The following is a 22689-nucleotide window of genomic DNA, read 5'->3' as shown; positions in this document are numbered from 1 at the left end:
GGCGTGGAAACGGCGGTGGAGACGGGCATCGACCTGGCGGACCTGGCGTTCTGGCGCCGGCCGCCGGCCGAGCGCGATCGCGACTTCGCCCGGCTGCGCGCCCTGGACCGGCCGGTGTTCTTCCCCGAGCGGCGGGTGCCGCTGCTGCGGTCCGGGCGCGGGTTCTACGCCCTGGTCCGGCACGCCGAGGTGGTCGAGGCCAGCCGCAATGCCCGGGTGTTCTCCAGCGAGCCCGCCGTCACCAACCCCGAGCCGCCCGGCTGGGTGAAGCACGTCTTCGGCGACTCGATGGTCAACCTCGACGATCCCCGGCACGCCCGGCTGCGCCGCATCGTGTCCAGGGCGTTCTCGCCTAAGCGGCTGGCCGCCCTGGACGGCCACATCGCCGCGGCGGCCGCCCGCATCGTCGACGACGTGGTGCGCGAGGGGCCGCGCGACTTCGTCCGGCAGGTCGCCGCCCGGCTCCCCATCCATGTCATCTGCGACATGATGGGCATCCCCGGCGACATCCGGGCCAAGGTGCACGAGCACGTGGACGTGTCCACCGCCTACACCGGGGTGCGCATGAGCCTGGCCCGCACCGCCGCCATGGCCGGGCGCAACATGGCGGCGCTGTTCGCGCTGCAGCGCCTGGTCATCCGGCTGGGCCGCGAGCGCGAGCGGGCGCCGGGCGACGACCTGGTGTCGGCGCTGGTCACCGCCAACGTCGACGGCGAGCGCCTCACCCCGCGCGAGCTGGGCTCGTTCTTCACCCTGCTGCTGGTGGCGGGGAACGAGACGGCCCGCAACACGATGGCGCACATGCTCCGGCTGCTCACCGAGCATCCCGGCCAGCGCGAGCTGCTGGCCGGTGACTTCGAGGGGCGCGTCGCCGGCGCGATCGAGGAGACGGTGCGCGTCGTCTCGCCGATCATGCAGTTCCGGCGCACCGTGACCGAGGAGTACGAGCTACGCGGCGTGCGGCTGGCACCGGGCGACAAGGTGGTGCTCTTCTACGGCTCGGCCAACCGCGACGCCGAGGTGTTCGCCGACCCCGACGGTTACGACATCACCCGCCGGCCGAACCCGCACGTCGGCTTCGGCGGCCCCGGCCCGCACTTCTGCCTCGGCGCCAACCTGGCCCGCCAGGAGATCAAGATCATGTACCGGGAGCTGTTCGACCGGCTGCCCGGCATCCGCACCACCGGCGAGCCGGAACTGCTGCTGTCCAACTTCGACAACAGCGTGCGCGCCCAGCCCTTCACCTTCTGAGGCCGTTCCCGGACCCGGACCGCAGGCCACGGGTGAACGGCCCTGGCCGGCCGCGGTCGGCCGCGGGCCCGGGCCGGTTCGCCCGGTTCGCCCTCCAGCACCCCGGCCGGCGAACCGGGGCGGGGCGCCGCTGCGATAGAGGAGTTGTGCCCGCTTTTCTCAACCGCCGCCGCCCCCCGCCTGAGGTGGACTCCGACAGCCCGGACGCCGATCTGCTCGCCGCCGTCGCGGCCGGCCGGGTGGAGGCGCTGCGCCTGCTGCACACCCGGCACGCGCCGTGGCTGCGCGCCAGGCTGGCCCGCCGCTGCGTCGACCCGGACGCGGTGGACGACGCGATCCAGGACACCTTCGTCGCCGTCTGGCGTGACGCCCACCGCTACCGGTCGTCGCGCGGCGAGGCCGGCGGCTGGCTGTGGACCATCGCCTCCCGCCGGCTGATCTCCGCGCTGCGCCGGCGGGGCGGCCGGTGGCTCGGCGGCGACCTGCCCGGCGAGGACGCCCGGACCGTGCAGTCGGCCGAGGACGTGGTGCTCCTCGGTGTCGAGCACGGCGACCTCGGCATCGCGATCTCCCGCCTGTCGCCCGAACTGCGCGCCGCCATCCAGGCCACCGTGCTGGACGGCCTGACCACCCGGGAGGCCGCCCGGCTGCTCGGCATCCCCGAAGGCACCGTCAAGACCCGCGTCATGCGGGCGAAGGCCCAGCTCAGGGAGTACCTCGTATGAACGACACCGGCGCCGCGCCGCGCCCGTCCGGCCCGGCGCCCTGGCACCTGCCCGCCGACCTGGCCGGACGGTACGCCGCCGGCCGCCTGGACCCGGCGCAGACCATGTCCGTGGAGGCGCACCTGGAGCGCTGCGCGCGCTGCCGGGCCGCGATCCCGGCCGACGCCGGCTGGCTGGCGGCGAGCTGGGAGCGCGTCGCCGACATCGTGGACCGGCCGCGCGCGGGGGTCGCCGAGCGGCTGCTGTGCCGGTGCGGCGTCCCCCAGCATCTGGCCCGGCTGCTCACCGCCACGCCGGCGCTGTCACGGGCCTGGCTGGGGTCGGTCGCCGCCGTGCTGGCGTTCGCCGTGCTCGCCGGGCTGGCCTCCACCTTCGCGGTGCCGGTGGGCCGGGCCGGGGTGCTGCTGGCGTTCCTGCTGCTGGCGCCGATCCTGCCGACGGCGGGGATCGCGGCGGCCTACGGCACCCGGGTCGACCCCGGCCACGAGTTGCAGGCCGCGACGCCGATGGCGGGCCCGCGGCTGCTGCTGCTCCGCGCGCTCGCCGTGCAGGTGACGGCGGTCACCCTGACCGGCCTGTGCGCCCCGTTCCTGCCCGGGCCGCCGGGGCTGGTCGCCGCCTGGGTGCTGCCGTCGCTCGGCCTGACCGCCGCCGTTCTCGCGCTCACCCGCCTCGTCCCGGTCCAGCCGGCCGCCGCGGGCATCTCCGCGTGCTGGGCGGCCGCCGTGCTGGTCTACGGCGGGTGGGCCGACGACCTGTTCGCCGCGTTCCGCCCGCCGGCCCAGGCCCTGTACGCGATCACCGCGCTGGTGCTGCTTCCCGTCCTGCTCACGCGGTACCGCCGCGCCGACCACTGGAGATACCGTTGAACCCCACCGATACCACCGTCGGCGTCCGCGCGCTGACCAAGCGATACGGCTCCCGTACCGCGCTGGCGGCGCTGGACCTGGCCGCCGGGCCGGGCGTCACCGGGCTGCTCGGGCCGAACGGCGCCGGCAAGACCACCCTGCTGCGCTGCCTGGCCACCACGCTCGCCCCGGACGGCGGCGAGATCCGCCTGCTCGGCCTGGACCCGGCCGACCGGGCGCAGCGCACCGAACTGCGCCGCCGGCTGGGCTACCTGCCGCAGGACCCCGGGTTCTACCCGCACTTCACCGCGTTCGAGCTGGTCGACTACATCGCCATCCTCAAGGAGATGAACGACCGGCGGGCCCGGCACGCCGAGGTGCGCCGGGTGCTCGCCGAGGTCGACCTCGCCGACCGGGCCGCCACCAAGGTGCGCAAGCTGTCCGGCGGGATGAAGCAGCGGCTGGCCTTCGCGCAGACCCTGCTCGGCGACCCGGAGCTGCTCATCCTGGACGAGCCCACCGTCGGCCTGGACCCCGAGCAGCGGATGCGCTTTCGCGCCCTGGTCTCCCGGCTCGGCGAGGGACGCACCGTGCTGCTGTCCACCCACCAGACCGAGGACGTCGCCGCGCTGTGCGAGCGGGTCGTCGTGGTCGGCGGCGGCCGGGCCGTCTTCACCGGCACGCCCGCCGGGTTGGCGGCCACCGCGGCCGGCCAGGTGTGGCTGTCGGAGCGCCCGCCGGCCGGCCGGCAGCTGTTCTGGCGCACCGCCGACGGCCGGTACCGGGCACTGGGGGAACGCCCCGAGGGCGCCGAGCCCGCGGTCCCCGGCGTGGAGGACGGTTACCTGCTGCTGCTCGGCGACACCGCGGCGGTGGCGGCGTGACCGCGCTCGTGGCGGCCCCGGCGCGGGCGCGGAGCGGAGCCGCGGGTGCCACCGGGCGGCAACTGGTGGTGTTCGAGCTGCGCCGGTTCGCCCGCAGCCCGGTGCTGTGGGCGGCGGTCGCGCTCACCGTCGCCTGGCGGCTGTACGACGCCTGGGGATGGCTGCCGGACATGACGGTCGAGACGATCGGCGCGGCGAACGCGTCGGCCATCGTCGCGGTCGCGGCGCTGGTCGTCGCGAACCTCGCCACCTCGCGCGACCGGCGGCAGGGCGCGCCGGCGACGCTGGCCGCGCTGCCGCGCCGGGCCGTCGACCGGACCCGGGCGGTCGCGCTGGCCGCGCCGGTGGCGGGGGCGGCGGCCGCCGCGATCGCGATCGCGGCCTGTCTGGCGGCGCGCTGGGCGTCCGGGCCGGTGGCCGGCCGGTTCGACGCCTACGAGGCGCTGTCGGGGGTGGCGGTCGCCGCGCTGGCCGCCGCCGCGGGCGTCGCGCTGGGCCGCTGGCTGCCGGCCCTGGTGGTGGCACCGCTGGCCGGGTTGCTGTGGCTGTTCGGCCTGCTGGCCAACTCCCGGGGCGAGTACGGCGGCTGGCTGCTGCCGGTCATCCCGTCCTACGAGCCGGACTGGGGACCGCGCTCGTCCGGATGGCACCTGGTCTACCTGTGCGCGCTGGTGGTCCTGGTGGCGGCGGTCGCCCTGTTCCGGCACGGTGTCCGGCCGCTCCGGGTGGCCGCCGCGCTCGCCGCGCTCGCCGTCGCGGTACCCGCCGTCTCGGCCGCCGGCCACGCGCCCGATCAGCAGATGCGGATCCTGAACCGGGTGTATGACGCGGTGGACGCGCGGCGGGCGGGCCTGTACGGGGATCGGTGCCGGCAGATCGACGGCATCTCCTACTGCGCGCTGCCCCGCTACGTTTCCTGGACCGCGGCATGGGCTGAGGCCGTCCACCCGGTCGTCGCAGCCCTGCCGCCCGGTGCGCGGACCGGCCTGCCCGCCGTACGGCAGACCAACGTCACCTTCTCCGCCCTCGTCGCGCCTGCCCTGCCGGTACTGCTGAACTGGTCCACCGATCCCGGACAGGGGCACCGCGCCTGGCTGGCGGGTGGGATGGCCGCGGCGGCGGTCCGGCTGGGCCCCGAATGCGACGCGCGCGGCCGGGCCGGCACCCTGGTCGCGCTGTGGCTGCTCGGCCAGGCCGGGCCGGTCCCGCCGCCCGGGCCGCTGATGGTCGAGGGCCTGCAGCCGGCGTCGGCGATCAACAGGTACTACGGCGCCGCCGAGGCGGGGTACGCGCGGCGGCTGCTGGCCCGGGCGGACACGCGGCAGCGGATCTGGGCGAGCTGGGACCGGCTGGCCGACCCTCGGACCACGCTCGACCAGGCGCTGCCCCTGCTCGGCCTGCGCCCGGAGCGCTTCCCTGCCGATCCGCCGGCCGACGTGGCCGCCGTCTGCCGGTTCGAGCCGGAGACGGGCGGCCGGGGGTGAGCCGCCGGCACGTCCCGCTGCTGGGGGTGCTGGTGCGCGCGGTGGACTGGACGCCGCTCGCCGCGGCGACCGCCATCGCGGTGGCGCTGGCCGCCCTGCTCAACGTGCAGGACCCGCACCTGGACCCCGGGTTCGCGGTGCTGGCACTGCGGATGGCGGGCGTCATGCTGGGCACCGCGGCCGGATTCACCCTGGTGGACGCGATGGCGGCCAGCACCGCCGCGGTCCCGGTGCCGCGCTGGGTGCGCCAGTGGCTGCGCACCGGGCTCGGCGCGGCGGCCGCGGCGACCGGCTGGGGCGCCGCCGCGGCCGTGACCGCGCTGCGCCTGCCACCCGGCGGATCGTTCCCGTTCGGCGGCCTGGCGCTGGAGGCCGCCGCCTGGGTGCTGGCCGGCCTGGCCGGCGCGGCGGTGGCGGTGCGGACGGTGCCGGGCCGGCCCGCCGCACTGGCCGGCACCGGCGCGCAGGCGGTGCTCGGCGCCGTCGCGGTCCTGCAGGCCGGCGGCGCCGCGAACGCCTGGCCTCTGCCCGCCGACCCGTCCTGGACGGCCGCGCAGCGGGGCTGGGCGTGGGCGCTGCTGCCCGCCTTCCTGGCGCTGCTCGCCGCCCACCGGGCCCCGCGTACCCGTCCCGGTGCGCTGATCGGCCGGCCACCGGCGCCCCGGAGCGGCGCGCCCTCTCGCCTGGACGGTGAGGTCCCGGCCCGGCGGTGAAGGCACCCGGCCGGCTGCCGCGGGGGCGGGGTGTGGCCGGTGCGGACCGGAAGGTCCGCTCCGGCGCGGCGCCGGACGACGCTGCTGGGACACCGGGCCGGCCGGGCGGAGCGTACCGCCATCATTGCTACGGTGGGCGGGTGGCGCGACTGCTGCTGATCGAGGACGACCCCGCCGTGCGGTCCGCCCTGATCCGTGCCCTGGGCGAGCGCGGCCACGCGGTGAGCTCGGCCGCCACCGGGATGACCGGGCTGCGCGCGGCGGTCGACGAGCGACCGCAGCTGGTGCTGCTCGACCTCGGCCTGCCCGATCTGGACGGCTACGAGGTCATCCGCATGCTGCGGGCGGTCAGCGAGGTGCCGGTGATCGTCGCCACCGCCCGGGACGACGAGAGCGAGATCGCCCGGGTGCTGGACGCGGGCGCCGACGACTATCTGGTCAAGCCGTTCCGCGCCGTGCAGCTGGACGCCCGGATCCGGGCGGTGCTGCGGCGGCAGGGCGGTGACGGCGCCGGCGCCGATCGTCCGCTGGTGGTCGGGGCGCTGCGCGTCGACCCGCGCGGACGCGAGGCGAGCCTGGACGGCCGGCCGCTGGACCTGCGGCCCCGGGAGTTCGACCTGCTGTGCTACCTGGCCGCCCGCCCCGGTGAGGTGGTCAGCAAGCGCGAGCTGCTCACCGAGGTCTGGCAGGTGCCCTACGGCGGCGCGGACAAGACCGTGGACGTCCACCTGTCCTGGCTGCGCAGCAAGCTCGGCGAGTCGGCGCAGCGGCCGCGCTATCTCCGGGCCGTGCGCGGCGTGGGCGTGAAGATCGTGGATCCGGGGCCGTGAGGCGCCGGCTGCTGCTGCTGGCCGCCACGACGGTGTCGCTCGCGCTGATCGCGTTCCTGGTCCCGCTGTCGCTGCTGGTGACGGTGCTGGCCGCCGACCGGGCCACCGCCGACGCGCTGGTGCGCGCCCAGTCGCTGGTCCCGGTGGTGGCGCAGGCGGACCGGGCCGGGCTGGAGCTGGCCGCCGAGCAGGCCGGCAGCGCGGGCGGCCTGCCGATCACGATCTTCCTGCCGGACGGGACGCCGCTGGGGGCGCCGGCCACGGTGTCGGACGCCGTGCGGCTCGGCTTCACCGGCCGGAGCCTGACCGCCGAGGCCGCGGGCGGGCGGGAGATCGTCGTCGCGGTCGGCGGCCGGCCGGGCGGCACGGCCGTGGTGCGCACCTTCGTCTCCCAGGCGCAGCTCCGGGCCGGGGTGACCCGGTCCTGGCTGATCCTCGCGCTGGTCGGCGGCGGCCTGCTCGCCATCGCCCTGGCGGTCGCCGACCGGCTGTCCCGGTCGCTGACCCGGCCGATCGCCGAGGTGGCGCGGGCGTCGCACCGGCTGGCGGCCGGCGAGCTGACCGCCCGCGCGGCGGCCGGAGGCCCGCCGGAGGTGGTCGAGGTCGCGACGGCGCTCAACCATCTGGCCGACCGGATCCGGGTGCTGCTCGCGCAGGAGCGCGAGGCGGTCGCCGACCTGTCCCACCGGCTGCGCACCCCGCTCACCGTGCTGCGGCTGGAGGCCGACGGGCTGCCGCCGGGCGGCCAGGCGGCCCGGGTGTCGGCCGCGGTGGAGGAGATGGAGCGGATGGTCACCCAGGTGATCAAGGAGGCCCGCCGGTCCCGGGAGGAGGCGGCCGGCAGCTGCGACGCGGCCACGGTCGTCGCCGGCCGGCTGGACCACTGGTCCATGCTGGCCCGCGACCAGGGCCGCGCGGTCGGCCGCGAGCTGGCCGGCTCGCCGCTGCCGGTCGCCCTGGCCGAGGAGACCCTCGCCACTTGCGTCGATGCCCTACTGGAGAACGTCTTCGCCCACACCCCCGACGGGGTGGCGTTCGACGTCCGGCTGGCTCGGCGGGACGGCGGCGGCGCCGAGCTGGTGATCACCGACCAGGGCCCCGGCTTCCCGCACACCGGCCTGCCGGCCCGCGGGGTCAGCGCCGGGCGGTCCACCGGTCTCGGCCTGGACATCGCCCGGCGGGCCGCCGAACGCTCCGGCGGGTCGCTCGACCTCGGCACCGGCCCGGACGGCGGCGCCCGCGTCCGGATGATGCTCGGCCCGCCGCGCCGCTGACCTCGCCGCCCACCCGTCGGCCGCCGCCCGGCCTCGTCCTGCTGGCCGCGCGCCGGCCCTCCGTCCGGCTTGCGTCCTGGTCACGGGCCATCCTGTCCGCCGCCCGCTCCCTGTCCGGCTGCCGCTCGTGCTGCCCGTTGCCGGCTGCCCCGTTGCCGGTTGGCCGCTGGCCGCGCCGGGAGCCGGCGTCGCGTTAACCGGACGTTAGGGATCCGGCAGCGCGGCGATATCCCGCTGCCGGACAACCTTGGGTCATCGACGAGTCAACCGACCGCTGGAGGTTCGGATGCGCAAGCCTATGATCATCGCTGGTATCGCCGTGACGGGTGCCCTGCTCGCCGGCGGCGGAGCCGCCTTCGCCGCGCAGCAGGACGCCACGCCCACCCCTGCTCCCGCCTCCTCGGCGCCGGCATCCGACGCGGGCCGCCAGGACGGCGGCCAGGGCACCACGACGCCCGCCCCCACGGTCTCCCGCGAGGACGCCGAGCGCACCGCGCTGGGGAAGGTGCCCGGCGGGAAGGTCACCGAGGCCGAGCTGGACGACGAGAACGGCGTCCAGGTCTGGGACGTCGAGGTCCAGGCCGGTGACGGCACCGAGCACGAGATCGAGGTGAACGCGGCGGACGGCAAGATCGTGACGGCCGAGGTCGACGATGACACCGACGACCAGAACGACACGGACGACCCGAACGACGCCGACGACCAGAACGAGCAGGACGACTGACCGGCCGGCCGGGTCGCCCGGGCCCCCGCGGCCGGGCGGCCCGGCTGACAGCGGCCCGGCCAGGACCACGGACTGCCCGGGCCGGTGGAGTGCCTGGGAAGGGCGGAGCGGCCGGACGGCGGGATATCGGGATGTGAGCCGTCCGGCCGGCGGGTGGCCGCCCGGACGGGAACGGATCGGCCGGACCGCGGATGGCGGGCCGCCCGGACCGTGGACCGGCTGGACCTCGGATGGCGGGTCAACTGGACCCGGACCTTGGACCGGCCGGACTTCGGGCGGCGGGCCGGCCGGACCTGGGGGGCGGGCCGGTCGGTCGGCGGGCCGGGAGCGCGGCGGGAGCTAGGCGCTCGCCGGGATCTCGCGGCGTCGCACGCCCTCGACGCCCGGTTCCAGACCCCAGGAGAACACGGTGCGCGGATGGATCCGGATGATCTCGCGGCTGAAGCCCGGCATCGGCGGCTCCTGGTCGCGCAGCGCCTCGGCGATGCCGCGGATCTCGATCCCGCGCACCTCCCATGGCTGGAATGACTTCACGTCGTCGACCACGAAGGCCACCTGGACGCCGCCGCGCTCGATGTTGCGGAACTTCTTGGTGGCGCCCATCCGGTATCCGCCGATGTCCACGGTGCCGCGCTCGGCGTCGTAGCGGAAGGCCACCGGATTGTTCTGCAGCGTGCCGTCGGGGGCGGCGGTGGCCAGCCGCCCGATGGCCTGGGCGTCCAGGAACTCGCCCTCGGCTTTGGAGAAAGACATGAGCCAATGCTGGAACCTCAACCGCGGTTGAGGTCAACCCGCCGCCCGGCTCGCCCGCCGGCACCGTTCCAGGGGCCGGCCCGGTGGCTGACATACCCTGAGAACGCCCGCGCGGCCGTCCACCAGCGCCGCCAGTGTCAAGGCAGGAGCCATGAAACGCCGATCGCTGCTCGCCGCTCTCGGCTTCGCGGCCGTCGCCGCGTTGACGACCCTCACCAGCACCTGGGCGATCTCCCTGCTGGGCGCGGGACTGTCGGAGAACGTGGTGGCGCCGATGAGCCGGGCGGAGGTGGCGCGGGCACTGGCCGCCGCCACCGGCACGCCCGCGCCCGCGCCGCCGGCCGGGGGCACCGCGCCCCGGGCCTTCCACGCCCCCGGCGGCTCGGTCACCGCGTCGTGCGCCGGCGACCGGGCGGTGCTCCGCTCGTGGAGCCCGGCCCTGGGGTACGGCGCGGAGGACGTCAGCGCCGGTCCGGCGCCGGCCGCGTCGGTGGAGTTCGAGTCCGAGACCGAGACGATCACCGTGCGGGTGACCTGCCCCGGCGGCGCGGCCAAGATGACCTACGTCATCGAGGCCGACCGCGACTGAGCGACATGCTCAAGCGACATGCTCAGCCGCCGGGGGAGACCAGTCCGGTCTCGTAGGCGAGCACGACGGCCTGCACCCGGTCGCGCAGCTCCAGTTTGCCGAGAATGCGGGCCACGTGCGTCTTCACCGTCGCGGTGCTCAGGTGGAGCCGGTCGGCGAGCTCGGCGTTGTTGAGCCCGGTGGCCAGCAGGCGGAGCACCTCCAGCTCGCGCGGCGTCAGTTCCGCCAGCGCGCGGTGGCCGCCGGCCACCGGGTCGTGGCGGCGGGCGAACCGCTCCACCAGGCGGCGGGTGATCACCGGGGCGAGCAGGGCGTCACCGGCGCGCACCAGGCGCACCGCGGCCACCAGGTGCTCGGGGGAGACGTCCTTCAGCAGGAAGCCGCTGGCGCCGGCGGTCAGCGCCGTGTACACGTAACTGTCGAGGTCGTAGGTCGTCAGGATCAGTACGCGGGTGCTCGCCGTGCCGTCGGCAACGATGCGCCGGGTGGCCTCCAGGCCGTCCATCCCGGGCATCCGCACGTCCATGAGCACCACGTCCGGCCGGGTGCGCCGGACCGCGCTCACCGCCTCCGCCCCGTCGGACGCCTCGGCGGCCACCTCGACGCCCCCGGCGGCCAGGATCATCCGGAAGCCGGTGCGCACCAGCGACTGGTCATCGGCGATCACCACCCGCAGCGGCGGGTCATCGGCCGCGATGGCCGCCGCCCGCTCCGGGACGCTCAACGGGATCGCCACGGCGCGACGCCCCGCACCCGGAACCCGCCGCCGGGCGCCGGCCCGGCGGCGGCCATCGGCGGAGAGGGCCGGTCGGGAGGGTCCGCACCCGGCCGCGGCGCGGTCACCGGGACCGCCAGGGAATGGTCGCCCGCACCCGGAACCCGCCGCCGGGCGCAGGCCCGGCGTCCAGGGTGCCGCCGTACACCGACAGGCGCTCCCGCAGGCCGATGAGCCCGCGACCGAGGCCCGCCACGCCCGGTCCCGCCGGTGAACCCCACCCCCGGGACACCCCCGAGGAGTGCGGGGCAAGGCCCGAGAGGGCCGGGCCAGCCGGGCGGCCCGGTACGCCCGGTGCCGCACCGGTGTCGGTCACCTCCACCTCCAGCCGGTCGCGGCGCCGGCCGACGGCGACGCTCGCCGTCGCGCCCGGCGCGTGCTTGATCGTGTTCGTCAGCGCCTCCTGCACGACCCGGTAGGCCGCCAGCTCCACGCCGGGCGGCGGCTCCGGCAGCCCCGGCGGCTCCGGCGGCTCCGGCGGCGACACCACCACCTGTACCGGCACCCCGGCCGCCCGGACCCGCTCGACCAGGGCGTCGATCTGCCCGAGCCCCGGTTGCGGTTCCAGGCCGGTGCCGTCGCCGGGCCGCTCGCTCTCCGGGCCGGCCAGCAGGCCCATCACGTTGCGCAGCTCTGCCATGGCGGCCCGGCCGCCGGCCTCCACCGCCAGCAGCGCCCGCCTGGACTCGGCCGGCGCCAGGTCGATCATCGCGCGGGCCGCGCCGGCCTGGATCACCATCACGCTCACATTGTGCGTCACCACGTCGTGCAGCTCGGCGGCGATGCGGGACCGTTCCTCCTCGACCGCCCGGCGCATGGCCTCCCGCTGGGTGCGCTGCAGCTCGGCGACCCGTTCCCGGCTGTCGCGCAGCCGCTGCCGCCAGAAGCGGACCACGCTGGAGAACACTCCGGCGGTCAGCAGCACGACGAAGGGCCCGAGCCAGCTCGGCAGGCTCGGGACGACGTCGCGAAAGGCCACCCCGGCCAGCACGGCGGCCAGCAGCAGCCCGGCCACCGCCACCACCCGGTCCCGGCTGTGCGCGACGGCGCTGTAGGCGGCGATCGCGCAGGTGAGCACGGTGATCCATGTCGCGCCCTGGTAGGCGGCCAGCGCCGCCAGCAGCACCGTCCAGAACGTGGTCAGCGGATAACGGCGCCGGGACGCCAGCGGCAGCGCGGTGAGCACCACCAGCAGGACCGGCGGCCCGTCGTCCACCGGACCCGGCGACCGGACCGGCGGCGGCTCGGCCGGCGGCCGTGGCCGCTGGGGCGCGGATCGCGGCCCGGCCACCGACGGCGGTCCGGTGGGAGCGCGATCGGCGGCCGGTTCTGCCAGGCTGAGGCTCTCGGCGAGCCGCGCGGACCGCGAGTCGGCCCCGTCCTGGACCGTCGCCACGGCGTACATCGCGGCGGCGGTCAGCATGACGGCGAGCACCATGTCGGCGACCAGTGCCCGCGCCGGGAGCCTGGGCGGCGCCTCCCGGCGCAGCGCGGCGCGCAGGACCCGCACGCCCCGCCGCCATGGCCCTTCCGTGGTCTCCACCCGCGTCATTGTGCCTGTCGCCCGATGCCGCTCGCATCGGCATCCGGATGTATCGGCCGTACATCGCAGGGATGATCAGCAGGCGGATGACTCCAGCGAGTGACTCGATATCGCCACCGCGGCCGACGCGCGGGACGCCGGGCCCGCCCTACCGTCGTTCCTCGTCGGACGGCCCGCCCTGATGACCTCTCGCGGGCTCTCCCCTCTACCAGGATGGACATGTCGTGCCTCAGCCGATGGACCCTAGTCGTGCTCCCAGCCGGCCGCTTCCCGTGCGCCGTGCGCTGAGCACCGGGCTGGCCACCACGGCCGCCCTGATCGCCCTCGCCGCACCGGCCACCGCCGGCGCCGCCTCGGGCACGCCGCCCCGGCCGGCGGCCGCGCCGGCCGGGGATGCCGCGATCCGGGTGACCGCCCCGCCCCGGCTGCCCGCACCGACCGGCCCCCGGCCGGTGGGCAGCACCTCGCTCCACCTCACCGACACCGCACGCCCCGATCCCTGGGTGGCGGCGGCCAGGACACGCGAGCTCATGGTGACCGTGTGGTATCCGGCCCGCATCACGCCGAAGGGCACCCGGGCGCCTTACATGACCCCGAAAGAGTCCGAGATCACCCTCAAGGGGGCCGACGTCGACGTGCGCGGCCTGCCGGTGGACATCCTGAGCAGAACGCGCACCCACTCCATCCGAGACGCCGCGCCGGCCGGCCGCAGGCACGGCCGGCCGCTGGTGGTGCTCTCCCCGGGGTACGGCCTGCCGCGCGGCTCGCTGACCGGGCTCGCCGAGGACCTGGCCTCCCACGGATACATGGTGGCCGGCATCGACCACACCTATGAGAGCGCCGCGACGGAGTTCCCCGGTGGCCGGCTCGCCACCTGCGTGACCTGCGAGCAGCCACACGGGCCGGACTTCTGGAAGAAGCTGACCGCAGTGCGGGCGGCCGACGTGTCCTTCGTGCTCGACGAGCTCACCGGAGCGAAGCCCGCCTGGCGGGGCGGCCCGCTCATCGATCCGGCGCGGGTCGCGGTGGTGGGCCACTCGGCCGGTGGCGCCGCCGCCCTGGCGGCCATGGTCGCCGACCCCCGGCTGCGGGCCGGCATCGACATGGACGGGACGACCATGGAGGTGATCCCGGCGACCGGCCTGGCGCGCCCGTTCCTCTTCCTCGGCCAGCCGGATCATGCGCCGGGCGGGCGGGACACCAGCTGGGATCGCGACTGGCGGCTGCTCACCGGCTGGAAGCGCTGGCTCGTCCTCGCCGGCGCGGCACACGCGTCCTTCCACGACTTCGCGGTCATCGGTGAGCAGCTCGGTATCGACGATGAGGCCGAACTGCCCGGGGCCCGCGCCATGACGGTCACCCGCCGCTACGTGCGCGCCTTCCTGGATCGGCACCTGCTGGGCCGGCCGCAACCGCTGCTGGACCGTCCCTCGGCGCGCTATCCGGAGATCCGGCTGTGCTCGGTCGCGGAGAAGACCTGCGCTTAGCCGGGCGTCACCGGGGCGACGGCCGGTCGCCTGCCGGGCCGGTCGGCGGGGGCACCGGTCCGCCGGTCGGCGGCGCGGCGGCGACGGTGGCATCGGCCGGGCCGGCGGCGGTGGCGGTATCGGAGGTGGGGCCGGTGCCGGTGGCCGGGGCGGCCAGCACGTTCGTGCGGATGGTGACGAAGGTCAGAGCCGCCGAGCAGGCCATCATCACCGCGCCGACGAGCATGGCGAGCCGGTAGCCCGCGGTGAAGCCGGCGGGCGAGGTGTAGGCGGCACCGGTCAGCCCGACCAGCGGCGGGATGGCCGCCACCGCCAGCAGGCTGCCGGTGCGGGCGACCGCGTTGTTCACCCCGCTGGCGATGCCCGCGTACCGCTCCTCGGCGGTGGCCAGCACGGTGGCGGTCAGCGGCGCCACCGCCGCCGACAGGCCGAGTCCGAACAGCGTCACCCCGGGGAGCACGTCGAGCAGATAGGAGGAGCCGGGGCCCACCCGGGTGAGCAGCAGCAGGCCCGCCGCGCACAGCAGGATGCCGCCCGTCATCGGCAGCCGCGGCCCGATCCGCCGGCCGAGGTCGCCGGCGCGCGGTGACAGCAGCAGCATCAGCAGCATGATCGGCAGCAGCGCCGAGCCGGCGGCGAGCGGAGAGAACCCGGCTGCCACCTGCAACTCCACCACCAGCAGGAAGGTGACCACGCCGAGCGCCGCGTACATGATCAGGGTCACCGCGTTGACCGCGGTGAACTCGCGGGAGGCGAACACCCGCACCGGCACCAGGGCCGACACCCGGGCGCCCTGGCGGGAGCGGCGGGACTCCAGCAGCACGAAGACCACGCCGAGCGCCACGCCGGCCGCCGCGGCGACCGGGGGCAGCGCCGAGCCGCGCTCGATCAGCCCGTAGGTGATCCCGGCCAGTGCCAGCGCGGCGAGGGCGGCGCCGAGCACGTCGAACCGGCCGCCGGCGGACTCGTCGCGGCTCTCCGGCACGTGCCGGGCCGCCACCGCGACGACGAGCGCGGCGATCGGCAGGTTGATCAGGAACACCCAGCGCCAGCCCGCCGCCGCGACCAGCCAGCCGCCGAGCAGCGGGCCGATCGCGCCGGCCACGCCGCCGAGCCCGGACCAGGCGCCGACGGCGCGCGGCCGGTCCTCGCGCACGTACGCCGACTGGATGATCGCCAGCGAGCCGGGCGTGAGCAGCGCGCCGCCGATGCCCTGCAGCGCGCGGGCCAGGACGAGGGTGGTGATGTCAGGCGCGATCCCGCACAGCGCCGAGGCCACCGCGAACCAGACGACGCCGACGACGAAGATCTTGCGCCGCCCGTACCGGTCGCCGAGCGAACCGCCGAGCAGGATGAGCCCGGCCAGGGTCAGGGTGTAGGCGTTGATGGTCCACTGCAGCCCGGCCATCGAGGCGCCGAGGTCGGTGCCAAGCACCGGGAGCGCCACGTTGACGACCGTCCCGTCCAGGAAGGCCATCCCCGAGCCGAGCACCGTGGTGAACAACACCCACCGGCCCCGCGGAGTGCCCATCCTGATGCCGCCGTCGCCGCCGTCGCCCATGCCGTTCCGTCCCGGTTCGCCGCTCGGCGGGCCTGCCCCCGCCTACCGGGGGTCAAGCGGGATGCGGGCCGGTTTGTTCCCGTCCGAACGGCTTTCCAGCGGGCCGCCGGATCGCCCGCGCCGGGCCACCGCCGCGCACGCCGCGGCCACCAGCGCCGCCGGGATCGGCAGCCAGCACATCCGGTGCAGCAGCCAGGCGGGAGAGCCGGGCGGGGCGAGCAGGCCCGGCGCGCCCGAGTCGACGGGCAGCACGGCGAGCATGACCGCGGTCAGCGCCGTCTGATGCCACAGGAACACCGTCATGGCCGAGACGTTGGCCGTGGCGACGCCGGCCCATAGGCGGGGCCGGCGCATGAGCGCCGACAGCGGTCCGTGCAGCAGCAGCGCCAGGCCCACCTGTGCGACGCCGAAGGACACCGCGGCCAGCGTGGGCGGGCTCAGGTTGGAGACCCGCGCGCCGGTGACGCCGATCATGGCGGCCGGGTACCCGAACGCGACCACCAGCACCACGGTGGCCGCGGCGCCCCCGGCCAGCAGGGCCCCCGCGGCCCGCCGTCCGGTCAGGGCGCCGCGTGCCCGGGCCAGGCCCAGCGCGTACGGAACCAGCCAGCCCGCGGCCACGTTCACCCAGCCCACCCAGGAGGGGCTGTCGAGCGCGAAGCGGGCAGCGTCGACGGCGAGCACCACGGCGACGGCGCCGAGGACGAGCACCGTCGGCCGCACCCGGACCAGCAGCGGTGTGGCCACGGTCAGCAGGCCGAACACCGCGAGAAACCAGAGCGGGCCGAGCGCGGGCACCACCAGCGCGCGCAGCGTCCCCATGGGGACGCCGCCGGCCGCCGCGGCGGCGAGCAGCGCCGCCCACATCGCGAGCAGCGGGCCCGCCGGGCGCAGCAGCCGGCCGGCCCGGCGGCGCAGCCAGGCCCGCGGGTCGCCGGCCCGGGCCAGGCCGCCGGCCGCGGTCCGGCCACCGACGAAGAAGAAGACCGCCAGGGTTTGCAGCACCCAGGACAGCGGTGCCAGGCCGGGCATGAACGCCAGGGGGCTGGTCACCCGGAGGTTCCCGGCGGCGTCGACCAGCCAGGCCGTCACCAGCCAGTGCCCGATGATGACACCGGCGATGGCCAGGGCGCGCAGCGCGTCGATGCCCCGGTCGCGGTCCGGTGGCGTCGCGGCCGCGAGCCGGGCGGCGTACCCGGTGCCCGCCCGCCGGGCCTGGACGTCCCCCGCCATGCCCGCCGCCGGCTCCACCGGCCGAGCGCCGTTCATCGGATGTCGCTGACCATTGCCCGGTCGCCGGCCCTGGATGTCGTGGCCGAGACTCCCCGTCTGCTCCACCGGCCGGGGTCCGGGCATCGGATGTCGCGGACCGCCCGTTCGCCGGGCCTGGGGGGCTTGGCCGGGTTCCGCCGGCTCTACCGGCCGGGGGCCGTTCACCAGGGGTCGCGGACCTTTGCCAGGCGGCCGCGCGTTCGTCGGGTGTCCCGGATCCCGGGGCAGCGGCCACGCGTTCATCGGGCCGCCCCGACCTCGGCGGCGCGGCCGAGGGTGATCAGCGCCAGGTTGCGCAGCGCGGTGCCGCCCGGGCGGAAATAGTCGCTGTGCCCGCCGTCGCCGGTGGCGAAGACACGCGCGCCGAAGGACGGGCGGGCCGGGTCGGCGCCGAACCCCAGCGCGCCGAGCCTCACCGAAGGGACGAACCGGACCCAGTCGTTCGCCGATCGGCCGGCCCAGAGCCGGGACCGGGATCCCAGAGCCGCCAGCTCGCCCGCGTGCCGGACGCCGAGACCCGGGCTGCCGACCACGACCGCGTCGGTCACCGGCAGGCCGGGCAGCGCCCTGGCGCACACCACCGAGCCGTAGGAATGGCAGAGCAGCACCACCGGGGCCGGGGTGGCGGCGCGGATCGCCGCCACCGTGCGGCGCAGTTCCCCGGCGCCTGCGGCGGCGGCGGTGGTGGTGGCCGCCGACAGGCTGACCGTGGGCGGGCTGTCGTACCCGAGCCAGGCCACCACGGCGGTCCGGGCGGCCGGGTCGATCGCCTTCATCTGGGCGGTCAGGGCCCGCGCCGCGCCACCCGGGGTGCTGTACCAGGCGCGGCGGCCACCGTCGAAGGTGGCACGGGTGACGTCCGCGCCGGGGACGATCACCGCCACCCGGTCGGCGGTGGCGAGGTCGCCGAAGACCTTGACGATCCGGGTGCCGGCCGGGGGAGGCGCCAGGGCGGGAGCGATGAGTGACCCGCCGGCGGCGCCGACGAGGGATGCCGCGAAGACGGCGGTCCGCATCATGGTTCGCACCTCCTGTGTCGAGCCGCGTCCGTCGCGGTTCAGGAGGAACCGTAGAAATCATGATCGGTAACCCGCGTCCCGCCGGATGCCGGTCTGCCGCCGTAGTCCCACGGGATGACGCCGGTGACCCGGGCCGCGAGATCAGGAACCCGGGCGGACCAGGCCGGACTCGTAGGCGAACACGATCGCCTGGGCGCGGTCCCGGACGCCGAGCTTGGCGAGGATCCGGCCGACGTGCGTCTTGACGGTCTGCTCGGAGACCACCAGCCGGGCGGCGATCTCCGCGTTGGACAGGCCCTGCGCGATGAGGGCCAGCACCTCGGTCTCCCGTTCGGTCAGGTCGCGCAGCCGCCGCACGGTGGGCGAGCGGGGCGCCCCCAGTCGGGCGAACTCGGCGATGAGCCGCCGGGTCACCGTCGGCGCGAGCAGCGCCTCGCCGCCGGCGACCACCCGGACCGCCTCGACGAGCTGCTGGGCCGAGGCGTCCTTGAGCAGGAACCCGCTGGCACCGGCCCGCAGCGCCTCGTACACGTAGTCGTCGAGGTCGAAGGTGGTGAGGATGAGGATCCGAGTAGGGACCTCGGCCAGGATGCGGCGGGTGGCGGCCAGGCCGTCCATCACCGGCATGCGCACGTCCATCAGCACCACGTCCGGCGCGAGCTCGGTGGCCAGCGCCACCGCCTCGGCGCCGTCGGCGGCCTCGCCGGTGACCTCGATGTCGGGCTGGGTGCCGAGGTACGCGGTGAACCCGGCCCGGACCATGCCCTGGTCGTCGGCGATCAGGACCCGGATCATCGGGTCGCCGTCCCCGGGCCGGGCCGGCCGGGGCCGGGACGGAGCCGCGCGGGGGCCACCGGGCGGCGCCGGGGGCCAGGGGAAAGGTTCATCTGGTCTTCCTGGCTTCCTTGAGGTCCTGGACGTCGTCGAAGGGGAGTTCGGCGGTCACCATGAAGCCGCCGTCGAGGGTGGGGCCGGCGGTGAGCGTGCCGCCGAGCAGGGCGGCCCGCTCCCGCATCCCGATGATCCCCCGCCCGCCGGCCGGTGGTGCGGTGGCGGCCCGGCCGGCGGAGACGGCCCGAAGCCGCCGGCCGGCCCGGGACGGGGCCGCCGCGGCAGGCCCGTCACCCGGCACCGGACCGGCGGCCGGCCCGGCGCCGTGGCCGGCGGCGCCCCGATCGCCGGGGGCGGACGCCGCGACGCCGAGGGTGTCCGGACGGCCGGGCGGGCCGTTGCGCACCCGGAGCCGGATCAGCGTCGCGGTGCCGGTCACCTCGACGGTGACCGCGCAGCCCGGCGCGTGCCGCATGGCGTTGCTGAGCGACTCCTGCAGGATGCGGTAGGCCGACAGCCCGACCGCGGTCGGCGGGTCCAGCCGTCCGCGCGCGGTCACGGTGACCTCCAGCCCGGCCGACCGGGCGTTGGCCACCAGCTCGTCCAGCCGGTCCAGGCCCGGCTGCGGCGCCGTCTCGCGCCGGCCGTCCTCGCCGCGCAGCGCCCCGAGCACCTGGCGCATCTCGGCGAGCGCTGCCAGCGACAGCCCGCGGATCTCGGCCAGCCCGGCCGCGAGCGCGTCGGGGTCGCCGGCCGCCCGCAGCGGGACGGCCTCCGCCTGGATGGCGATCACCGACATGTGGTGCGCCACCACGTCGTGCAGTTCGCGCGCGATCCGGGTGCGTTCCTCCAGCACCGCCCGGGCGGCCCGCTGCTCGGCCGCGCCGCGCCGTTCCTCGTGCATGCGGGCGGTGGCGGCCCGGCGGACCCGCACGTTGTACCCGAACAGCAGCACGCCGGCCACCAGCAGGCTGACCAGGACCATGGAGTTCGGGTGGGCGATCCACGCGCCCACCGTGGTGATCAGCCAGATCCCGATCGTCGTGCGCCGCCCAGCTCGCGTCGCCGCGGTGTAGGAGCACAGCAGGAAGGTGATCACCTGCGGGGCGATGTACGGCATCGCGTCCTGCGTGGGGATCTGCAGCAGTTGCGGGTAGCCCAGCGAGCCCGCCGCGGCGGCCAGCGTGGCCAGCCGCCAGGCGGCCAGCGGCCAGCGTTCGCGCAGCGCCAGCGGGATCGAGAAGCCGGCCGCGAGCGCCCACAGGGCCGGCTCTTGCGTCGGCGGGCTGATGGCGTCCGCCTTGGACATCAGGAAGGCCAGCCCGGTGGCGAACATGACCCAGGCGATGATCACGTCGGCCACGGCGACCAGGTGGACGGTCCGGAACGGCAGGCGCGGCGTCCGCGGGCGCAGCCACCGGGAGCGGGCCGGCGGCGGGCCGGCGTTGCCGGTGACCGCGGCCTCGATCCACGGGCGCGCCACCCAGTACGGCAGGGCGGCCATCCGGGAGATCATTCGCTCAGCCTAGAGGTGGGCGGCCGGGCCCGGCGTCCCGCGCCGAGGTGACGCCCGGCATCACCCGTGGGGGTGAGATTACACGATTACGATCGCCGTCAGCGAACACGCGCAAGCCTGGGAACATTCAGCGGCTCCCATTAATTGAGCGGATGTAACTCAACTTTGGAGGGCGCATGAGTGAGAGCCTGATCCTCCCGGTGCTGCCGCTGGACGACGAGGTCGTGCTGCCCGGCATGGTGGTCCCGCTCGACCTGTCGGACGGCGAGGTGCGCGCGGCGATCGACGCCGCCCGGGCCTCCTCGGCGCAGGCCAAGCCCCGGGTGCTGCTGGTGCCGCGCGTCGACGGCAGGTACGGCGCGGTCGGCGTCGCCGGGGTGGTCGAGCAGGTCGGCAGGCTGCCCGGTGGCGAGCCCGCCGCCGTGCTGCGCGGCGTGGAGCGGATGCGCGTGGGCTCGGGCACCACCGGCCCGGGTGCCGCGCTGTGGGTGGAGGCGACCCGGATCGAACCGGTGCCCGCCGGCCCGCGTGCCGAGGAGCCGGCCCGCGAGTACAAGGCGCTGGCCACCACGATCATGCAGAAGCGCGGCGCCTGGCAGATCGTCGACGCGATCAACCAGATCGAGGACGCCTCGGAACTGGCCGACAGCTCGGGGTACGCGCCGTGGCTGACCACCGCGCAGAAGGTCGAGCTGCTGGAGAACCCCGACCCGGCCGAGCGGCTGGCCCGCCTGGTCGAGTGGGCCCGCGAGCACCTGGCCGAGCTGGACGTCGCCGAGACGATCCGCAAGGACGTCCAGGAGGGCATGGAGAAGCAGCAGCGCGAGTTCCTGCTGCGCCAGCAGCTCGCCGCGGTCCGCAAGGAGCTGGCCGAGCTGAACGGCGACGCCGCCGCCGAGGAGGACGACCTGCGGGCCCGGGTGGAGGCCGCCGACCTGCCGGAGAAGGTCCGCGAGGCCGCGCTGAAGGAGGTCGGCAGGCTCGAGCGCACCTCCGACCAGTCGCCGGAGGCCGGCTGGATCCGCACCTGGCTGGACACGGTGCTCGACGTGCCGTGGAACACCCGCACCGAGGACTCCTACGACATCGCCGCCGCCCGCGCCGTGCTCGACGCCGACCACACCGGGCTGGACGACGTCAAGGACCGCATCATCGAGTACCTGGCGGTGCGCGGCCGGCGGGCCGAGCGCGGGCTCGGCGTGGTCGGCGGCCGCCGCAGCGGTGCCGTGCTGGCGCTGGCCGGTCCGCCCGGGGTCGGCAAGACCTCGCTCGGCGAGTCGGTCGCCCGCGCCATGGGCCGCACGTTCGTCCGGGTGGCGCTCGGCGGCGTCCGGGACGAGGCGGAGATCCGCGGCCACCGGCGCACCTACGTCGGCGCGCTGCCCGGCCGGATCGTGCGCGCCATCCGCGAGGCCGGCAGCATGAACCCCGTCGTGCTGCTGGACGAGGTGGACAAGGTCGGCGCCGACTACCGCGGCGACCCGACCGCGGCGCTGCTGGAGGTGCTGGACCCGGCGCAGAACCACACCTTCCGCGACCACTACCTGGAGGTGGAGCTCGACCTGTCGGACGTGCTCTTCCTGGCCACCGCGAACGTGCTGGAGGCGGTGCCCGGCCCGCTGCTGGACCGGATGGAGGTCGTGACGCTCGACGGGTACACCGAGGACGAGAAGGTGGCGATCGCCCGCGACCACCTGCTGCCCCGCCAGCTGGACAAGGCCGGCCTGACCGGCGGTGACGTCACCGTGGGCGACGACGCGCTGCGCCGGCTGGCCGGCGAGTACACCCGCGAGGCCGGGGTCCGCTCGCTGGAGCGGGCGGTCGCCCGGGTGCTGCGGAAGGTGACCGCGAAGTCGGCGCTCGGCGAGATCGGGTTCCCGGTGCACGTCGGGGCGGACGACCTGGTCGGCTACCTCGGCCGGCCGCGGCACGTGCCGGAGTCCTCGCTGCCGGAGGCGGCGCAGCGCACCGCGGTCGCGGGCGTGGCGACCGGCCTGGCGGTCACCGGCGCGGGCGGGGACGTCCTGTACGTCGAGGCGTCGCTGGCCGACCCGGAGACCGGCGCGACCGGGGTCACCCTGACCGGGCAGCTCGGCGACGTGATGAAGGAGTCGGCGCAGATCGCGCTGTCCTACCTCCGCTCGCGGGGGGCCGAGCTGGAGCTGCCGGTCGGCTCGCTGAAGGACCGGTCAGTGCACATCCACGTCCCGGCGGGCGCCATCCCCAAGGACGGCCCGTCGGCCGGCGTCACGATGACCACCGCCCTGGCCTCGCTGCTGTCCGGCCGGCCGGTGCGCTCGGACGTGGCGATGACCGGCGAGGTCTCGCTGACCGGGCGGGTGCTGCCCATCGGCGGGGTCAAGCAGAAGCTGCTCGCCGCGCACCGGGCGGGCATCACCACGGTGCTCATCCCGGCGCGCAACGAGCCGGACCTGGACGACGTGCCGGAGGAGGTGCGCGCCGAGCTGACCGTGCACCCGGTCGGCGATGTGCGGGAGGTGCTGGAGATCGCGCTGACTCCGGCCGTCGTGGCGGAGCCCGCGGCGGCCTGAGCCCGGCGAATACCGCCTAACTCACCTTTGTGGACGAATCATCCAGTCACTTGACTGG

The 22689-nt window shown here is 76.1% G+C and carries 20 protein-coding genes; 12 read left to right on the top strand and 8 right to left on the bottom strand.

The genetic code is table 11. The features are described 5' to 3' along the window. The first annotated feature begins 3 nt into the window (after nt 1-3). From Sru01_RS11470 to Sru01_RS11430, 9 genes are all read left to right on the top strand, one after another. Nucleotides 4-1251 carry a cytochrome P450 gene (locus tag Sru01_RS11470; RefSeq protein WP_203984134.1) on the top strand — a complete coding sequence of 416 codons (1248 nt, stop codon included), beginning with the start codon at nt 4-6 and terminating at the stop codon, nt 1249-1251. A gap of 146 nt (nt 1252-1397) precedes the next feature. After that, entirely contained in the window at nt 1398-1976 is a 579-nt protein-coding gene (locus Sru01_RS11465; protein WP_203984133.1) for an RNA polymerase sigma factor, read from the top strand. Beyond that, nucleotides 1973-2845 (top strand): zf-HC2 domain-containing protein, encoded by an 873-nt coding sequence (locus Sru01_RS11460; protein ID WP_203984132.1) that lies wholly within the window; start codon nt 1973-1975, stop codon nt 2843-2845. Before Sru01_RS11465 ends, Sru01_RS11460 begins: the two co-directional genes overlap by 4 nt. Continuing rightward, entirely contained in the window at nt 2842-3708 is an 867-nt protein-coding gene (locus tag Sru01_RS11455) for an ATP-binding cassette domain-containing protein (protein ID WP_239137299.1), read from the top strand. Before Sru01_RS11460 ends, Sru01_RS11455 begins: the two co-directional genes overlap by 4 nt. After that, nucleotides 3705-5192: a hypothetical protein gene (locus Sru01_RS11450; RefSeq protein WP_203984130.1), complete on the top strand. Its 1488-nt coding sequence runs from the start codon at nt 3705-3707 to the stop codon at nt 5190-5192. The genes Sru01_RS11455 and Sru01_RS11450 overlap by 4 nt, the downstream gene beginning before the upstream one ends. Next, a complete protein-coding gene (locus tag Sru01_RS11445; protein ID WP_203984128.1) occupies nt 5189-5905 on the top strand; it encodes a hypothetical protein in 717 nt (238 codons plus the stop codon). Before Sru01_RS11450 ends, Sru01_RS11445 begins: the two co-directional genes overlap by 4 nt. A gap of 140 nt (nt 5906-6045) precedes the next feature. Further along, nucleotides 6046-6735 carry a response regulator transcription factor gene (locus tag Sru01_RS11440; RefSeq protein WP_203984126.1) on the top strand — a complete coding sequence of 230 codons (690 nt, stop codon included), beginning with the start codon at nt 6046-6048 and terminating at the stop codon, nt 6733-6735. Beyond that, nucleotides 6732-8009: a sensor histidine kinase gene (locus Sru01_RS11435; RefSeq protein ID WP_203984125.1), complete on the top strand. Its 1278-nt coding sequence runs from the start codon at nt 6732-6734 to the stop codon at nt 8007-8009. The genes Sru01_RS11440 and Sru01_RS11435 overlap by 4 nt, the downstream gene beginning before the upstream one ends. Before the next feature lie 286 nt (nt 8010-8295). After that, a complete protein-coding gene (locus tag Sru01_RS11430; protein WP_203984124.1) occupies nt 8296-8733 on the top strand; it encodes a PepSY domain-containing protein in 438 nt (145 codons plus the stop codon). A gap of 339 nt (nt 8734-9072) precedes the next feature. Here the strand turns inward: Sru01_RS11430 and Sru01_RS11425 are convergent, their stop codons facing one another. Continuing rightward, a complete protein-coding gene (locus tag Sru01_RS11425) occupies nt 9073-9486 on the bottom strand; it encodes a PPOX class F420-dependent oxidoreductase (protein ID WP_203984123.1) in 414 nt (137 codons plus the stop codon). A 151-nt stretch (nt 9487-9637) separates the two neighbouring features. On the opposite strand from Sru01_RS11425, the gene Sru01_RS11420 reads away from it, so the two are divergent. Next, on the top strand, nt 9638-10075 hold the full coding sequence (locus tag Sru01_RS11420; RefSeq protein ID WP_203984122.1) for a hypothetical protein: 438 nt from the start codon (nt 9638-9640) through the stop codon (nt 10073-10075). 22 nt (nt 10076-10097) lie between these two features. Here the strand turns inward: Sru01_RS11420 and Sru01_RS11415 are convergent, their stop codons facing one another. After that, the gene (locus Sru01_RS11415; protein ID WP_373869514.1) at nt 10098-10811 is read right to left on the bottom strand and encodes a response regulator; all 714 of its coding nucleotides are present in this window, start codon (nt 10809-10811) and stop codon (nt 10098-10100) included. A 103-nt stretch (nt 10812-10914) separates the two neighbouring features. Continuing rightward, entirely contained in the window at nt 10915-12393 is a 1479-nt protein-coding gene (locus Sru01_RS36180) for a sensor histidine kinase (RefSeq protein WP_275412153.1), read from the bottom strand. A gap of 272 nt (nt 12394-12665) precedes the next feature. Here Sru01_RS36180 and Sru01_RS11405 point away from each other — a divergent pair, with 272 nt between their 5' ends. After that, the gene (locus Sru01_RS11405) at nt 12666-13880 is read left to right on the top strand and encodes an alpha/beta hydrolase family protein (protein WP_239137297.1); all 1215 of its coding nucleotides are present in this window, start codon (nt 12666-12668) and stop codon (nt 13878-13880) included. Nucleotides 13881-13887: 7 nt separating this feature from the next. Here the strand turns inward: Sru01_RS11405 and Sru01_RS11400 are convergent, their stop codons facing one another. The 5 genes from Sru01_RS11400 to Sru01_RS11380 form a co-directional block, all read right to left on the bottom strand. After that, nucleotides 13888-15441, bottom strand: coding sequence for an MFS transporter (locus tag Sru01_RS11400; protein WP_203984121.1), 1554 nt, complete (start codon nt 15439-15441; stop codon nt 13888-13890). Nucleotides 15442-15483: 42 nt separating this feature from the next. After that, nucleotides 15484-16710: an acyltransferase family protein gene (locus Sru01_RS11395; protein ID WP_239137295.1), complete on the bottom strand. Its 1227-nt coding sequence runs from the start codon at nt 16708-16710 to the stop codon at nt 15484-15486. A gap of 242 nt (nt 16711-16952) precedes the next feature. Beyond that, nucleotides 16953-17732 carry an alpha/beta hydrolase gene (locus Sru01_RS11390; protein ID WP_203984119.1) on the bottom strand — a complete coding sequence of 260 codons (780 nt, stop codon included), beginning with the start codon at nt 17730-17732 and terminating at the stop codon, nt 16953-16955. Nucleotides 17733-17873: 141 nt separating this feature from the next. Beyond that, a complete protein-coding gene (locus Sru01_RS11385) occupies nt 17874-18527 on the bottom strand; it encodes a response regulator (RefSeq protein ID WP_203984117.1) in 654 nt (217 codons plus the stop codon). 88 nt (nt 18528-18615) lie between these two features. Beyond that, nucleotides 18616-20079: a sensor histidine kinase gene (locus Sru01_RS11380; RefSeq protein ID WP_203984115.1), complete on the bottom strand. Its 1464-nt coding sequence runs from the start codon at nt 20077-20079 to the stop codon at nt 18616-18618. A 176-nt stretch (nt 20080-20255) separates the two neighbouring features. On the opposite strand from Sru01_RS11380, the gene lon reads away from it, so the two are divergent. Then, complete coding sequence (gene lon, locus Sru01_RS11375; RefSeq protein ID WP_203984113.1) at nt 20256-22631, top strand: endopeptidase La; 2376 nt, start codon at nt 20256-20258, stop codon at nt 22629-22631. Nucleotides 22632-22689: the final 58 nt, after the last annotated feature.

The organism is Sphaerisporangium rufum (assembly GCF_016863395.1).
Classification (GTDB): Bacteria; Actinomycetota; Actinomycetes; order Streptosporangiales; family Streptosporangiaceae; genus Sphaerisporangium; species Sphaerisporangium rufum.
Note: the sequence above shows the minus strand (reverse complement) of the source record. Positions and strands in the feature narration are given on the sequence as shown.

What these genes read in the sequence shown, in the direction of transcription:
- Sru01_RS11460 (WP_203984132.1), top strand. Translation starts at nt 1,973, where the DNA reads ATGAACGACACCGGCGCCGCGCCGCGCCCGTCCGGCCCGGCGCCCTGG.
- Sru01_RS11430 (WP_203984124.1), top strand. Translation starts at nt 8,296, where the DNA reads ATGCGCAAGCCTATGATCATCGCTGGTATCGCCGTGACGGGTGCCCTG.
- Sru01_RS11425 (WP_203984123.1), bottom strand. Translation starts at nt 9,486, where the DNA reads ATGTCTTTCTCCAAAGCCGAGGGCGAGTTCCTGGACGCCCAGGCCATC.
- Sru01_RS11420 (WP_203984122.1), top strand. Translation starts at nt 9,638, where the DNA reads ATGAAACGCCGATCGCTGCTCGCCGCTCTCGGCTTCGCGGCCGTCGCC.
- Sru01_RS11400 (WP_203984121.1), bottom strand. Translation starts at nt 15,441, where the DNA reads ATGGGCGACGGCGGCGACGGCGGCATCAGGATGGGCACTCCGCGGGGC.
- Sru01_RS11395 (WP_239137295.1), bottom strand. Translation starts at nt 16,710, where the DNA reads ATGAACGGCGCTCGGCCGGTGGAGCCGGCGGCGGGCATGGCGGGGGAC.
- Sru01_RS11390 (WP_203984119.1), bottom strand. Translation starts at nt 17,732, where the DNA reads ATGATGCGGACCGCCGTCTTCGCGGCATCCCTCGTCGGCGCCGCCGGC.
- Sru01_RS11385 (WP_203984117.1), bottom strand. Translation starts at nt 18,527, where the DNA reads ATGATCCGGGTCCTGATCGCCGACGACCAGGGCATGGTCCGGGCCGGG.
- Sru01_RS11380 (WP_203984115.1), bottom strand. Translation starts at nt 20,079, where the DNA reads ATGATCTCCCGGATGGCCGCCCTGCCGTACTGGGTGGCGCGCCCGTGG.
- lon (WP_203984113.1), top strand. Translation starts at nt 20,256, where the DNA reads ATGAGTGAGAGCCTGATCCTCCCGGTGCTGCCGCTGGACGACGAGGTC.